The organism is Aeromonas sp. S18(2024) (assembly GCF_041402525.1).
GTDB classification, from domain to species: Bacteria; Pseudomonadota; Gammaproteobacteria; order Enterobacterales; family Aeromonadaceae; genus Aeromonas; species Aeromonas enteropelogenes.
This window is the reverse complement of record NZ_JBGLQV010000003.1, coordinates 81,722-96,532: the sequence shown is the minus strand read 5'-3', so window position 1 is coordinate 96,532 and position 14,811 is coordinate 81,722. Positions and strand designations below refer to the sequence as shown.

Here is a 14,811-nt window from a genome sequence, read left to right as displayed (position 1 = left end):
AAAAGAATGGCCCATCAGAGTGGGCCATTGGGAAGGGGCGATGAGTCAGATCCCGGGTTTGCGCTCCGGGCAGCGTCCTATGATGTCTGGCGGCATGTCGCCATTGTCCTGCTCCAGCACCACATCGAATCCCCACAGCTGGTGGAGATGCTTGAGCACCTCGTGGCGGGAATCGCCAAGGGGGATGCGGTTGTGGGGCACATAGCGCAGGGTGAGGGAGCGATCCCCTTTTACTGCCACGTTGTAGACCTGAATGTTGGGTTCCAGGTTGCTCAGGTTGTACTGAGCCGACAGGGTGTTGCGCACCTGACGGTAGCCTTCGTCATTGTGGATGGCGGAGATCTTGAGGTAGTTCTTCAGATCGTCGTCATCGATGGCAAAGAGCTTCATGTCCCGCATCACCTTGGGACTCAGGAACTGGCTGATGAAGCTTTCGTCCTTGAAGTTTTGCATGGCGAAATGCAGGGTCTCGACCCAGTTGCTGCCGGCGTAGTCCGGGAACCAGTACCTGTCCTCCTCGGTCGGGTGCTCGCAGATGCGGCGCAGATCCGTGAACATGGCAAACCCCAGTGCATAGGGATTGATGCCCGAGTAGTAGCGGCTGTTGTAGGCCGGTTGATAGACCACGTTGGTGTGGCTGTGCAGCACCTCCATCATGAAGCGATCGCTGATCTTGCCCTCGTCATAGAGGTGATTGAGGATGGTGTAGTGCCAGAAGGTGGCCCACCCCTCGTTCATCACCTGGGTCTGCTTCTGGGGATAGAAGTATTGGCTTATCTTGCGCACGATGCGCACGATTTCGCGCTGCCAGGGCTCGAGCAGGGGGGCATTTTTCTCGATGAAGTAGAGAATGTTCTCCTGGGGCTCGGCGGGGTAGCGTTTGTCCTCGACCCCGGCACTCTTGTGTTGCTTGGGCAGGGTGCGCCACAGCTCGTTGACCTGGGTCTGCAGATAATCTTCCCGTGCCTTCTGGCGCCGTTTCTCCTCCGCCATCGAGATCTTCTGGGGGCGTTTGTAGCGATCCACCCCGAAGTTCATCAGGGCATGGCAGGAGTCGAGCAGCTGCTCCACCGCATCGATACCGTGCTTCTCCTCGCACTGGGTGATGTAGTTCTTGGCAAACAGCAGGTAGTCGATGATGGAGGAGGCATCGGTCCACGCCTTGAACAGGTAGTTGTTCTTGAAAAAAGAGTTGTGGCCGTAGCAGGCGTGGGCCATCACCAATGCCTGCATCGGCATGGTGTTCTCCTCCATCAGGTAGGCGATGCAAGGGTCTGAATTGATGACGATCTCGTAGGCCAGTCCCATTTGGCCACGCTTGTAGTTGCGCTCGGTGTGAATGAAGCGTTTGCCGAATGACCAGTGCTGGTAGCCGATGGGCATGCCGACACTGGAGTAGGCATCCATCATCTGCTCGGCGGTGATCACCTCGATCTGGTTGGGGTAGGTGTCCAGCTTGTAGAACCTGGCGACTCGGGCGATCTCCTGGTGGTAGGTCTCCAGCAGATCAAAGTTCCAGTCCGGCCCGTCATCCAGTGGCGTCACTCGTTTTTCGGTTTCGATCATGTGACCTCCTTACGCCGCTTGCTTCTTGAACAGCTCCCGGAATACGGGATAGATATCCTCGACCTTGCGAATATGCTCCATCGCAAAGTGGGGGAACTGGCTGGCCACCGATTCATACTCGTGCCACAGAGTCTGGTGGGCACGGGTGGTTATCTCGATGTAGGAGTAGTAGCGCACCCGCGGCATGATGTCCCGCACCAGGATCTCACGGCACTGGGGGGAATCGTCGGCCCAGTTGTCGCCATCTGACGCTTGCGCCGCATAGATGTTCCACTGGTTGGCTGGATAGCGATCGTTGATGATGTCGTTCATCATCTTGAGCGCGCTGGAGACGATGGTGCCCCCCGTCTCCTGGGAGTAGAAAAACTCGTGTTCGTCCACCTCCTTGGCCTGGGTGTGGTGGCGGATATAGACCACCTCGACATTCTTGTAAGTCCGGCTCAGGAACAGATAGAGCAGGATGTAGAAGCGCTTGGCCATCTCCTTGGTAGCCTGATCCATGGAACCCGAGACGTCCATCAAGCAGAACATCACCGCCTGACTGGAAGGCACCGGTCGCTTGACGAAGTTGTTGAACTTGAGATCGAAGGTGTCGATGAAGGGCACCGCATCGATCCGCCGTTTCAGCTCGCGGATCTCCTTTTCGAGCTGGGACATCTCGGCAAAGTGCTCGTTGGGATCGGCGGCCAGCAGGGCGAGGCGATCCTCCAGCTCGTGCAGCTGGCGTTTCTTGCCCGCCTGCAGCGCCATGCGCCGTGCCAGCGAGTTTTGCAGAGATCGCACCACGTTGATGTTGGCGGGCACCCCGTTGGAGGTGTAGCCCGCCCGGTAGGTTTTCATCTCCATCAGCTGGTTGAGTTGGGTCTTTTGCAGGCGGGGCAGCTCGAGATCCTCGAACAGCAGATCCAGATATTCATCCTTGGAGATCTGGAACACGAAGTCATCCGAGCCTTCCCCCTGATTGGAGGCCTGCCCCTCACCGGCACCCTGTCCACCACCCCCTCCCTTGGGGCGTTCAATTTTGTCGCCGGTGACAAACTGATCGTTGCCAGGATGCACCATCTCCCGTTTGCCCCCCTGTCCCTGATGGAAATGGGGTTCGCCGATATCCTTGGTCGGGATGCTGATGCTCTCGCCCTTGTCTACGTCCTGAATGCTGCGCTTGGAGACAGCATCCGAGACCGCTTGTTTGATCTGCTTCTTGTAGCGGCGGATGAAGCGCTGCCGATTGACAGCGCTTTTGTTTTTGCCGTTGAGCCTGCGGTCGATAAAATGCGCCATAACTCCCCCTTGAACAGGTCAGGGTCAGGATGACTTGCGGACCCTGAGATACCATTCGGAGAGCAGTCGCACCTGTTTGCGGGTGTAGCCTTTCTCCATCATCCGTTCGACAAAGTTATCGTGCTTCTTCTGCTCCTCGGCCGAGGTTTTGCTGTTGAAGGAGATAACCGGCAGCAGCTCTTCCGTGTTGGAGAACATCTTCTTCTCGATCACGGTGCGCAGCTTCTCGTAACTGGTCCAGTTGGGGTTACGGCCTGCATTGTTGGCCCGGGCGCGCAACACGAAGTTGACGATTTCGTTACGGAAATCCTTCGGGTTGCTGATCCCGGCAGGTTTTTCGATCTTCTCCAGCTCGCTGTTGAGCGAGGCGCGGTCAAACAGCTGGCCGGTCTCGGGATCACGGTACTCCTGATCCTGGATCCAGAAGTCGGCGTAGGTGACGTAGCGGTCGAAGATGTTCTGGCCGTACTCGGAGTAGGACTCGAGGTAGGCGGTCTGGATCTCTTTCCCGATGAACTCTACGTAGCGCGGGGTCAGGTAGCCCTTGATGAACTCCAGATAGCGGTCGTGCAGCTCTTGCGGGAACTGTTCCCGTTCGATCTGCTGCTCCAGCACATAGAAGAGGTGCACCGGGTTGGCCGCCACTTCCGCGTGGTCGAAGTTGAAGACGCGGGAGAGGATCTTGAACGCAAAGCGGGTAGAGAGACCATTCATCCCCTCATCCACACCGGCGTAGTCGCGGTACTCCTGATAGCTCTTGGCCTTGGGATCCGTGTCTTTGAGGCTCTCGCCGTCATAAACCCGCATCTTGGAGTAGATGCTGGAGTTTTCCGGCTCCTTGAGGCGCGACAGCACGGAAAACTGGCCCAGCAGCTCGAGGGTGCCCGGGGCGCATTTGGCCTCGGTCAGCTCGCTGTTGACCAGCAGTTTTTCGTAGATCTTCACCTCTTCCGAGACGCGCAGGCAGTAGGGCACCTTGACGATGTAAACCCGGTCGAGGAAGGCTTCGTTGTTCTTGTTGTTGCGGAACTGCTGCCACTCGGATTCGTTGGAGTGGGCCAGCAGGATGCCGTCAAAGGGGAGGGCGGAGAGCCCCTCGGTGCCGTTGTAGTTCCCCTCCTGCGTCGCGGTCAGCAGCGGGTGCAACACCTTGATGGGGGCCTTGAACATCTCGACGAACTCCATGATCCCCTGGTTCGCCTTGCACAGGGCACCCGAGTAAGAGTAAGCGTCGGCGTCATCTTGGGCAAAGTGCTCCAGCATGCGGATGTCCACCTTGCCGACCAGGGAGGAGATGTCCTGGTTGTTGTCATCGCCAGGCTCGGTCTTGGCAATGGCGATCTGGTCGAGGATGGAGGGATTGACCTTCTCCACCTTGAACTTGGTGATGTCGCCCCCGAACTCGTGCAGTCGCTTGGCAACCCAGGGGGACATGATGGGACGCAGGTAACGGCGCGGAATGCCGTACTCCTTCTCCAGCAGCTCGCCATCTTCCTCGATGTCGAACAGGCAGAAGGGGTGATCGTTGACCGGTGAGCCCTTGATGCGATAAATAGGCACCTTTTGCATCAGGGATTTGAGTTTCTCCGCGAGAGAGGATTTACCGCCCCCGACCGGACCCAGCAGATAGAGGATCTGTTTCTTCTCTTCCAGCCCCTGGGCAGAGTGCTTGAGGTAGGAGACGATCTGTTCGATGGCCTCTTCCATCCCGTAGAAGTCCTTGAAGGCGGGATAGCGGGCCACGACCCGGTTGGAGAAGAGCCGGCTCAGTCTGGGATTGGCGGAGGTATCGACCATCTCCGGCTCGCCAATGGCGGTCAGCAGGCGTTCGGCGGCAGAGGCGTAGCAGGATTTGTCCTGCTTACACATGTCCAGAAACTCCTGGATGCTGTATTCCTCTTCCCTGGCTTTCTCATATCGCTGTTGGTAATGCTCGAAGATGCCCATAACTTTGCCCTCGTTATAGTCGCTTACCCTGAAAATGAGCGGATCACTATTTGTTTGGTCTTGCATTTAAAGCCTAGTCAACAGGCCCCAGTAATCCATCCCTATTTGATTGATGACACAGTGACGAAACCGGCCGGCTTACCGAGTGGGCCGGTCAGCCAGCAACACAGCTATGTTACTGACTGTTAAATTATTTTTGCCATGATAGTGAGGTAAATGTCAAAGACATAAAAAATAAATGTTTCTTGGCTTGCGGGCAGGTCCGGGCGAGTCGATGCAGGTGAAACGGGAAGCCAAGCGTGGCGCCTGTTGGCGGGAATATCAATAAAATTGTCATTACGCTAACGTCAACGTAATGCAATTTGTTTGAAGTTATAACTCTAATTTTTACATTGACGCTACAATTTCGCTCATCTAGATTGGCCATGTGCAGTTGACAAGCCGCTTTAGCAAGAGAGCGGTTTGTTGTGGCACTAAGCTCTGTTTAAGCACGTTTCCGTTGGCTTGACCCTCGCAAAGGCGAGGGTCTTCTTTTTTTTTGTCTGCTGAAAATATTGTAGTGGTGTGCAGCCTGCTTTGTATTCAGGAGTAGGCCTGCTTTAAGGCCTGCAACACGTTGGCAAAGGGATGGGCCGCCAGTTGGCCAAACCCGGCCAGGGATCTGGCCTTGACTCGGGTGGTGAGCGGTGTGGCGATGCCGCACAGAAAACGGGCCAGGACCCGCTCATCCTGTGTGCCTGTCTTGGCGATGAGGGGATCGCACCAGGCGCGGATGCCCGCCTCGTTTGGCATGATCAGTCGGGGCAAGGGTGGGAGCACGGCAACCTGGCCGCGACAGACGGAACAGTGGCCGCACCGGGCGGGGGCGGCCTCATCGGCAAAATAGCGGGCCAGGCGGTGGCTCAGGCAGTCGCCGGCGGTGAAAAAGTCCAGCATGGCCTGCAGTCTGGCAAGCTCGCTCTGCTCTTTTTGCAAGAAAAGACCGTGTAGCCGCAGCGCCTCTTCTTCTTTGTTCCACCCCTGTTGATTGACCCGGTAGACCTCGGTCATCTGCTTGCTCTCGAGCTCTATCCATCCTTGTTGTTGCAGGTAGTCGAGGGCCGCAACCGCCCGCTGGCGTTCTCCCTGATAACCCTGCCAGAGTGCTTCGAAATCCATGGTGCACCAGCTGCGTGCCAAGGGCGCGCAGGCAAACAATTGTTCCAGAAACTGGCGTCGATCCGGGTTGAAGCGGGCGAGGATGTCGCTTTTATCCAGCACGAACTTGAAGCGGTAATCGGCAAAATAGCTGTAGGCCGGCGTGATGATTCCCGCCATTTCCAGATAAACCAGCAGAGTCTTGAGGGGCAGCTGGCGGATATTTATTTCGCTTGAGAGGCGCAGCAGGGTGAATTCCCACTGCGGGCCGCTGCCTGCAATGATGTCAAGCAACTGGCGGATGGCCGCCAGATCCGGGGTATCGCCATAGACGAAATTTTCCAGCACCGGCAGCTGGCTCTGGTTGGCCAGTACGGTGCAGTGCGACAAGTGGCCATCGCGACCGGCCCGGCCAATCTCCTGGCTGTAGTTCTCGATGGATTTGGGCAGATCGTAATGAATCACTCGGCGGATATCCGCCTTGTCGACCCCCATGCCAAAGGCGATGGTGGCGACGATGCAATCCACCCGAGCGGTCATGAAATCCCGCTGGATCTGGCTGCGCACCTCAGCATCAAGCCCGGCGTGATAGGCACGTACACTGAGCCCCTGCTGCTGCAACATCCCGGCGCACTGCTCGGCGGTGTGTTGCAGGGTGACATAGATGATGGTGGGTAGGCCGGGGTCTGCGCGCAAGGTTTGGGCGAGCCAGCTATCGCGCTCCTCGGGGCGAAGCGGCACCACGGCGAGATCGAGATTGGGGCGATAGAAGCCGGTCACGATCACGTTATCGGGCTCGGTGGCAAATTTCGCCTGCATATCCTCGATAACCGCCCGGGTGGCGGTGGCGGTCAGCAGCAATACCTGGGGGATCTTCAGCTCCTCGCGATAGTGCGGCAGCTTGAGGTAGTCGGGGCGAAAGTTGTGACCCCACTCCGAGATGCAGTGAGCCTCATCCACCACCAGCAGCGACAGCGGCACCTGCTGGATAAAGCGGCGAAAGCGCTCGTTCTTGAGACGCTCCACCGAGATCATCAGGATCTTCAGCTGGCCATCCAGGGCTTGCTGCATCACCTGACGGCTCTTTTCCGCACTCTGGCTGGAATCGAGGGTCGCGGCGCTGATCCCCTTGTTTTTGAGAAAGGCGAGCTGATCGTGCATCAAGGCCAGCAGGGGCGAGATCACCAGGGTGAGATGGGGCAGGGCGAGGGCGGGCAACTGATAACAAAGGGATTTGCCTGAGCCGGTGGGGAAGATGGCGGCCGCGCTTTGGCCTGCCAGCACCCGGTTGATCACCGCCTCCTGGCCGGATCTGAGTCCGGAAAAACCAAAGTGTCGGGTCAGCAGGGTCGGGATCATGGCAGGGCTCCAGCGCAAATTGGCGATGATAACACAGCGACCCCTTGATAACGGGAGTGAGTAAGTCGGTAAAGACTGGTTGAAATGCGTACAAAAACGGGTGGTTGCCTTCCGGTTAAGAGTTTGTTGCGGGATTTTGTGATAAAAGCCGGATATTTTTTGGTGATTCTCTGGAAAAAAAAGGTGGCGAGTGGGATATTCCATCAAGCAATCCTGATAACCGCCGGATCGGCCCGACAGAAGGCTGGCCGCGGTTATCTCATATGAGGGGCAGGCGCTTCTCAATGCGGGATTGCAGACAGGACTCATGAATCATGCACTACGGTGCCTAGGGACTTTTTGATGACACAACAACACCCTCTTATCCGGCTGGTCAATAGCACCAGTCTTGTCAGCCAGATCCTGGTTGGTCTGGTATTCGGTATCCTGCTGGCCATGTTTGCCCCCGAGTGGGCCAGGGCAGCCGGCCTGCTCGGCAGCCTGTTTGTCGGCGCATTGAAGGCGGTCGCACCACTGCTGGTCTTTGTGCTGGTAATGGCGGCCATCATAGGCCACAAGCAGGGGCAGAAAACCAACATCCGCCCCTTGCTGGTACTCTATCTGTTTGGCACTTTCGCGGCGGCCGTCGTCGCCGTCATGGCCAGCTTCCTGTTCCCCTCCAACCTGCATCTGGTAGCCAACACCGCCGAGATCACTCCGCCGGGCGGCATCACAGAAGTGCTGCAAACCCTGCTGTTCAACATCGTGACCAACCCGGTCAAGGCGTTGATGGATGCCAACTACATCGGGATCCTGGCTTGGGCCATCGGCCTTGGCATCGCCATGCGTCATGCCAATGAGAGCACCAAGGCGCTGATCTCCGATCTCTCCCACGGTGTCTCCACCATCGTCAAGGCGGTGATCCGTTGTGCCCCGCTCGGTATTCTGGGCCTGGTCGCCTCCACCCTGGCCGAGACCGGCTTCGATGCCCTGTTCGGCTATGCCCAGCTGCTGGTGGTGCTGATCGGCTGCATGCTGTTCATCGCTTTCGTGGTCAACCCGCTGATCGTGTTCTGGAAGATCAAGCGCAACCCCTATCCGCTGGTGCTGACCTGCCTCAAAGAGAGCGGCGTGACCGCCTTCTTTACCCGCAGCTCCGCTGCCAACATCCCGGTCAACATGGCCCTGTGTGAAAAACTGCGTCTGCCGGAAGATACCTATGCGGTCTCCATTCCGCTGGGCGCCACCATCAACATGGCCGGCGCCGCCATCACCATTACCGTGCTGGCCATGGCGGCAGTGCATACCCTGGGAGTGGAAGTGGATCTGGCCACGGCTCTGCTGCTCTCCGTGGTTGCCACCGTCAGTGCTTGCGGCGCCTCCGGTGTGGCCGGTGGTTCCCTGCTGCTGATCCCGCTGGCATGCAGCCTGTTCGGGATCAGCAACGACATCGCCATGCAGGTGGTGGCCGTTGGCTTCATCATCGGGGTACTGCAGGATTCCGCCGAAACGGCCCTCAACAGCTCCACCGACGTGCTGTTTACCGCCGCGGCCTGCATGGCCGAAGACGAGAGCCTGATGGACGCCGAGGCGATCCCAAGCCGCGAAGCTTGATCTCGTTACCCACCTTCTCTGTTATTTGGCGCCCTCTTCGGAGGGCGCTTTTTTATGCCTGCAAATAAGGTTTTTACGGGGCATTGGCATCGCATCAGGTTGAGCCAGTCGCTTGCTGGCCTGTCATGCCTGAACGCCATGTCTGGTTCAGAGCACGAGTGAGGGGCTGGATACAAAGATGAGAAACTCATGGCGGGAAGGGCAAGCTACGACTGCACTACACCTTATTGCAACGTCCGGGGCTCTACCGTGGATTGGCAACGCCATGGCGGCCAGGATGGCATCTTTAGCCATGGCTTTAGTCAACTGTTGGCGAGCTGCGTGAAAGGTGTGACGGCGCGTATTTCCGCACAGCACAAATAGGCGGCAGTGGGCTGGCGCAAGCAACAGTGTGGCCGAGTGTACCGTGCCCGATCCCTTCTTCACGGGATGGGAGAGGCCGGTTATTCGGGAAACAGGACAGGGTTAACGAAACTCAGGGAAACGGGGGATGTTCGGGAGTCTATGTCGATAAGAGAGGAGGGACTGGCGCAGCTCGCCCATAAAAAATGCCAGCCGGATAACGGCTGGCATTTTGGTTCGGCAGCGGGAGGGATTAACCAACCAGCTGATAGAAGATGGCGGAGATGGCAATCAGACCCATGGTGGCAACGAACACGTTGCTGATCTGGCCCTGGTACTTCGCCATGGCCGGTACACGCTTGATGGCGTACATCGGCATCAGGAACAGGATGGTGGCGATGATGGGGCCGCCCAGCGATTCAATCATGCCCAGGATGGAGGGGTTGGCCACGGCGGTGCCCCACAGGGTCAGGATGAAGAAACCGATGATGAACAGCTCAACCTTCTTTTGATCCGGCTCTTTGCCAGCCTTGGTCATGTTCTGGACGATCATCCCTTTCAGACCTTCACGGGCACCCAGATAGTGGCCGAAGAAGGAGGAGACGATGGCGACGAACGCAACCAGCGGACCGAAGTAGGAGATGATCGGGCTCGCATGCTGGTTGGCCAGGTAGGAGAGCACGGCGATGTTCTGGGCCTTGGCTTCGGCCAGCTGGGCCGGAGTCAGGCTCATCACGCAGGAGAAGACGAAGAACATCACGAAGCCCAGCAGCACCATGGCGGTACGCTTGAGGATGGCATCGGATTTCTCGACGGCGCGATCACCGTAGTCACGACGCTGGGCCAGGGCGAAGCTGGAGATGGCCGGGCTGTGGTTGAAGGCGAACACCAGCACAGGGATGGTCAGCCACAGGGTGGTGGCGAAATCCTTGGCAGACGGCACCTGCGCCAGAGCGGCACCGGTCCAGTCCGGGATCAGGTAGAGGGAGATACCAGCCAGGATGGCGATGAGCGGGTAGACCAGGAACTCGGTCACTTTCAGCATCAGCTTCTCACCGGCCAGCATCACGGACATCATGCCCATGATCAGCACGATGGAGAGGATCCAGCGCGGCGGGGCAGCCATCTGCAGCTGGTTGACCATGAAGCTTTCAACCGTGTTGGTGATGCCCACGCCGTAGATCAGCACGATGGGGTAGATGGCGAAGAAGTAGAGCAGGGTGATGAGCTTGCCTGCGCCGACGCCGAAGTGCTCTTCCACCACCTTGGTGATGTCTGCATCTTTCTGCTTGGAGGAGAGGACGAAACGGGCCAGGCCGCGGTGCGCCAGGTAAGTCATGGGGCCGACCAGCAGCGCCATCACGACCAGCGGCCAGAAGCCGCCCATGCCGGCGTTGATCGGCAGGAACAGAATGCCGGCGCCGACAGCGGTACCGAACAGACTGATCACCCAGGTGGTGTCTTGTTTCGCCCAACCCTTGGTGGTCTGGACGGAGCTGAATCCTTGCTCCTGTGCGGTCGCAACATCCTGTGCGCCAATGACAGTTTTAGACATCTATCTCACCCCGAATGTGTGGTTTTTTATTGAGTCGGCGCAAGGATACTTTTTTTTCGATTAAAAATGTTGATCAAATTCACCTTACTAACGTGAAAAACCGCACTTTCTTATAGAAACGTGATCAAAATACTAAAAAATCAATTTTTGTTTATCATTTGCCACGTTAGTTTAATGTTAAAGCGCAAATTCTGTACGCCAAAATGTATCCAGATTGTTATTTTGCGGTGTGCCGTGAGAGTTGGCGGATCATGCTGGCGGTGGCACCCCAGATGAAATGATCTTGCCAGGGTATCCAGTAGACGGTGTGCCACTGTTGCTTGCGGGGAAAAGTGAGGGCGATGTGGTTGGCGGGATTGAGCAGGTGGGCAAGGGGCACTTCGAATGCCTGAGCCACCTCATCCTGGCTGAGGGTGAGCTGGTAATCCCCCTCGACCAGCCCGAGCACTGGCAGCACATCGTACTGGGAGACGGTATTGAGCGGGCTCAGGGTACCGATGACGCGGATCTGGCGGGGGCTGATGCCGAGCTCCTCCTCGGTTTCGCGCAGGGCGGTCTGGATCAGATCCCTGTCTTGCGGATCCTGACGTCCCCCGGGAAAGCTTATCTGGCCCGCATGGTGGCGCAGATGGGGGCTGCGACGGGTCAGCAGCAGCTGCAACCCCTGCTCGCGTTCTACCACCGGCAGCAGCACGGCCGCCGGTTTGAGTCCGGCGATGGCCAGCCGATGGGCTGGCGCCGGCAGTTGAAGTTGAAAGCGGGTCAGCAGTTCATTGCTATCCATGTCGTGGCTATCCATGTTCATCGTTAGCCACTGTGCCGTGGCTCCATGCCGGGTTAAAGAAAAAGATTTTTATCACAAGGCCGAGAGGTGGGGGAGGATCCGGGCCACCTTGTCGTAGGTCTCCTGATATTCGCTGTCGGCATCGGAGTCGGCGATGATGCCGCCACCGGCCCAACAAGAGAGATGGCCGTTCTCGGCGATCAGAGTGCGAATGCAGATGCTGGTGTCCATCCGTCCGTGCTGGCTCACATAGCCGATGCTGCCGCAATAGGCATTGCGTCGCTGCGGCTCCAGCTCCTCGATGATCTCCATGGCGCGGATCTTGGGGGCGCCCGTGATGGAGCCGCCCGGGAAGCAGGCGCGCAGCAGATCGACCCCCTGCCAGCGCTCGTCGAGCTCACCGTGAATGGTGGAAACCAGGTGATGCACGGCGGGGAAGGATTCCACCGCAAACAGATGAGGCACGCTGACCGAGCCGGGTCGGCTCACCCGACCGATGTCGTTGCGCAGCAGATCCACGATCATCAAATTTTCCGATCTGTCCTTGTCCGCCTGGGCCAGCTCCTGGGCTATCTGGCGATCCATCTCTGGATCAGAGTGGCGGGCCCGGGTGCCCTTGATGGGTTTGGTCTCGATATGGCGGCCATCAAGCAGCAGGAAGCGCTCGGGGGAGAGACTCAAAATGGCGCTGTGCGGCAATCGGACAAAGGCGGAGAAGGGGGCCTTGTTGGCGACGGCGAGGGCACAGTAGGCGTGCCACTCGTCCCCCTGATAGGGGGCCTGGAAACGCTGGGTCAGGTTGATTTGGTAGCAATCTCCGGCGGCGAGATAGGCCTGGATGCGGGCAAACTTCTCGCCATACTCGGCGCGGCTCATATTGCTCTGCCATTCACCTTGCAAGGAGAAGGCCGGCGCCGGTTTGCACTGTTGCTGCTCAAGCCAGGCCAGACGCTTCGCCAGCCCCGCCTCGTCGCCCCAGTGCACCAGTTGCCACTGGCCGCTGGCCACATCGCGCAGCAGCGCCCAGTCGTAGATCCCCACCACCATGTCCGGCACGCCGATATCGGCGGCGGCCTGCACCGGCAATCGCTCGAAGCGGCGACCCAGATCATAGCCAAAGAGCCCCAGTGCCCCACCGATAAACGGGAGCCTGGTTGGCTGCTCTGAAAGTTCCCCCAGCAGCGTGCGCTGGGTGCGGGCCAGCAGGGCGAGGGGATCGTCATGGTACTCGCTCTGTTGATCACCCTGGCGCAGGGTGGTGAGGGGCCCCCGGGTCTCCAGGGTGGCCAACGGATCGGCGGTGATGATGTCAAAACCGTTGTCGGCGCCGAGTGGTCCGGCTGACTCCAGCAGCATGGCCCAGGGCAGGTGTTGCAACAGGGCGAACTGATCGTGCAGGCGCGGGTGATGATCGAAGTGATAAATATGAAGTGTTGGCGTCATTTTTTGTTACACAGGCAACAGTTTAGTTTGTGGCCCCTAGTCGGTGCGGGACGGCAAGCGTATCATAGGTGTCGGTGACTAAAGAAAAAACTGCTGTGCCGTTCGTTTTTTGCTGGCTGATAGTTTTTGGTCAGCACGACCGCATAGCCAATCATATGGAAGCCCTTGTTTTGCCCTGCGGCATGGACAAGGACCAGTGAGGAAGATATGAGCATTATAAAAAAACAGGACTTTATCGATTCCATCGCCGACGCCCTTCAGTACATCTCCTATTACCACCCCCTCGATTTCGTTCAGGCTGCCAAGGCTGCCTATGATCGGGAAGCCAACCCGGCGGCCAAAGACGCCCTGGCCCAGATCCTGATCAACTCCCGCATGTCCGCCGAGGGCCACCGTCCGCTTTGCCAGGACACCGGCATCGTCACCTGTTTCGTGAAGATCGGCATGCAGGTGCAGTGGGACAGCGACATGACGGTGCAGGAGATGGTGGACGAGGGCACCCGCCGCGCTTACACCAACCCGGACAACCCGCTGCGCGCCTCCGTGCTGGCCGATCCGGCCGGCAGCCGCAAGAACACCAAAGACAATGCGCCGGCCGTGGTGCACATCGACATGATCCCGGGCAACAAGGTCGAGGTGAGCATCGCCGCCAAGGGCGGTGGCTCCGAGAACAAATCCAAGATGGTGATGCTCAACCCCTCCGACGACATCGTCGAGTGGGTCGTTAAAACCGTGCCCACCATGGGGGCTGGCTGGTGCCCGCCGGGCATGCTCGGCATCGGCATTGGCGGTACCGCCGAGAAGGCGGCCGTGCTGGCCAAAGAGGCCCTGATGGAACATATCGACATTCAGGAGCTGATCGCCCGCGGCCCCGAAACCACTGAAGAGAAGCTGCGCGTCGAGCTCTATGACAAGGTCAACAAGCTCGGCATCGGTGCCCAGGGCCTTGGCGGCCTCACTACCGTGCTGGATGTGAAGGTCAAATCCGCTCCGACCCACGCCGCCTCCAAGCCGGTGGTGATGATCCCCAACTGCGCGGCCACCCGTCACGTACACTTCGAGCTCGATGGTTCCGGCCCGGCCGAACTGACCCCGCCGAAACTGGAAGATTGGCCCGAGATCACCCGCGAGGCGGGCGGCAACGTACGCCGCGTCAACGTCGATGGCATCACCAAGGCCGAGCTCGCCAGCTGGAAGAGCGGCGATACCGTGTTGCTGTCGGGCAAGATCCTCACCGGTCGTGACGCCGCCCACAAGCGCATCGCCGACATGCTGGCGCGTGGTGAAGGGCTGCCGGAAGGGGTCGATTTCACCAACCGCTTCATCTATTACGTCGGCCCGGTCGATGCGGTGCGTGACGAAGTGGTCGGCCCCGCCGGCCCCACCACCTCTACCCGGATGGACAAGTTCACCGACATGATGCTGGGTGAAACCGGCCTTATCGGCATGATCGGCAAGTCCGAGCGCGGCCCGAAAACCGTCGAGAGCATCAAGCAACACCAGGCCGTCTATCTGATGGCCGTCGGCGGCGCCGCCTATCTGGTGGCCAAGGCCATCAAGAAGGCTCGCGTGGTCGCCTTTGCCGATCTCGGCATGGAGGCCATCTACGAGTTTGAAGTGGAAGATATGCCGGTGACTGTGGCAGTCGACTCCCAGGGTAACAATATCCACGAGACAGGCCCGGCCTACTGGTCGGCCAAGATTGCCGAGCTGGACGGCAAGCTGGCCTCTTAAGGGTTGGTTGTCACCACGAAGTGGTGAGTCTCTATAGTAAGGCGTATCTGCGGATACGCCTTTTTTATGC

At 58.6% G+C, this 14,811-nt stretch carries 9 protein-coding genes; 2 read left to right on the top strand and 7 right to left on the bottom strand.

All coding sequences use genetic code 11. The features are described from left to right. Positions 1-45: 45 nt before the first annotated feature. From ACB034_RS06685 to ACB034_RS06670, 4 genes are all read right to left on the bottom strand, one after another. Positions 46-1,566, bottom strand: a complete 1,521-nt coding sequence (locus tag ACB034_RS06685) for a SpoVR family protein (RefSeq protein WP_201977539.1) — start codon at positions 1,564-1,566, stop codon at positions 46-48. A gap of 9 nt (positions 1,567-1,575) precedes the next feature. Then, a complete protein-coding gene (locus tag ACB034_RS06680; RefSeq protein WP_371144093.1) occupies positions 1,576-2,847 on the bottom strand; it encodes a YeaH/YhbH family protein in 1,272 nt (423 codons plus the stop codon). Between the two features lie 24 nt (positions 2,848-2,871). Further along, complete coding sequence (locus tag ACB034_RS06675; protein ID WP_026457556.1) at positions 2,872-4,794, bottom strand: PrkA family serine protein kinase; 1,923 nt, start codon at positions 4,792-4,794, stop codon at positions 2,872-2,874. Positions 4,795-5,376: 582 nt separating this feature from the next. After that, complete coding sequence (locus tag ACB034_RS06670; protein WP_371172419.1) at positions 5,377-7,290, bottom strand: ATP-dependent DNA helicase RecQ; 1,914 nt, start codon at positions 7,288-7,290, stop codon at positions 5,377-5,379. Between the two features lie 342 nt (positions 7,291-7,632). On the opposite strand from ACB034_RS06670, the gene sstT reads away from it, so the two are divergent. After that, positions 7,633-8,883: a serine/threonine transporter SstT gene (gene sstT, locus ACB034_RS06665; protein ID WP_042026295.1), complete on the top strand. Its 1,251-nt coding sequence runs from the start codon at positions 7,633-7,635 to the stop codon at positions 8,881-8,883. Positions 8,884-9,478: 595 nt separating this feature from the next. On the opposite strand, the gene ACB034_RS06660 is transcribed toward sstT, so the two are convergent. The 3 genes from ACB034_RS06660 to pabB all read right to left on the bottom strand — a co-directional run bounded on the left by ACB034_RS06660 (position 9,479) and on the right by pabB (position 12,920). Next, positions 9,479-10,780, bottom strand: coding sequence for a serine/threonine transporter (locus ACB034_RS06660; protein ID WP_026458036.1), 1,302 nt, complete (start codon positions 10,778-10,780; stop codon positions 9,479-9,481). A gap of 217 nt (positions 10,781-10,997) precedes the next feature. Then, the gene (locus tag ACB034_RS06655) at positions 10,998-11,564 is read right to left on the bottom strand and encodes a CoA pyrophosphatase (protein WP_371172418.1); all 567 of its coding nucleotides are present in this window, start codon (positions 11,562-11,564) and stop codon (positions 10,998-11,000) included. 72 nt (positions 11,565-11,636) lie between these two features. After that, the gene (pabB, locus tag ACB034_RS06650; RefSeq protein ID WP_371172586.1) at positions 11,637-12,920 is read right to left on the bottom strand and encodes an aminodeoxychorismate synthase component I; all 1,284 of its coding nucleotides are present in this window, start codon (positions 12,918-12,920) and stop codon (positions 11,637-11,639) included. Between the two features lie 294 nt (positions 12,921-13,214). Here pabB and ACB034_RS06645 point away from each other — a divergent pair, with 294 nt between their 5' ends. Further along, positions 13,215-14,741 (top strand): fumarate hydratase, encoded by a 1,527-nt coding sequence (locus tag ACB034_RS06645; RefSeq protein WP_042026294.1) that lies wholly within the window; start codon positions 13,215-13,217, stop codon positions 14,739-14,741. The last annotated feature ends 70 nt before the right edge of the window (positions 14,742-14,811 follow it).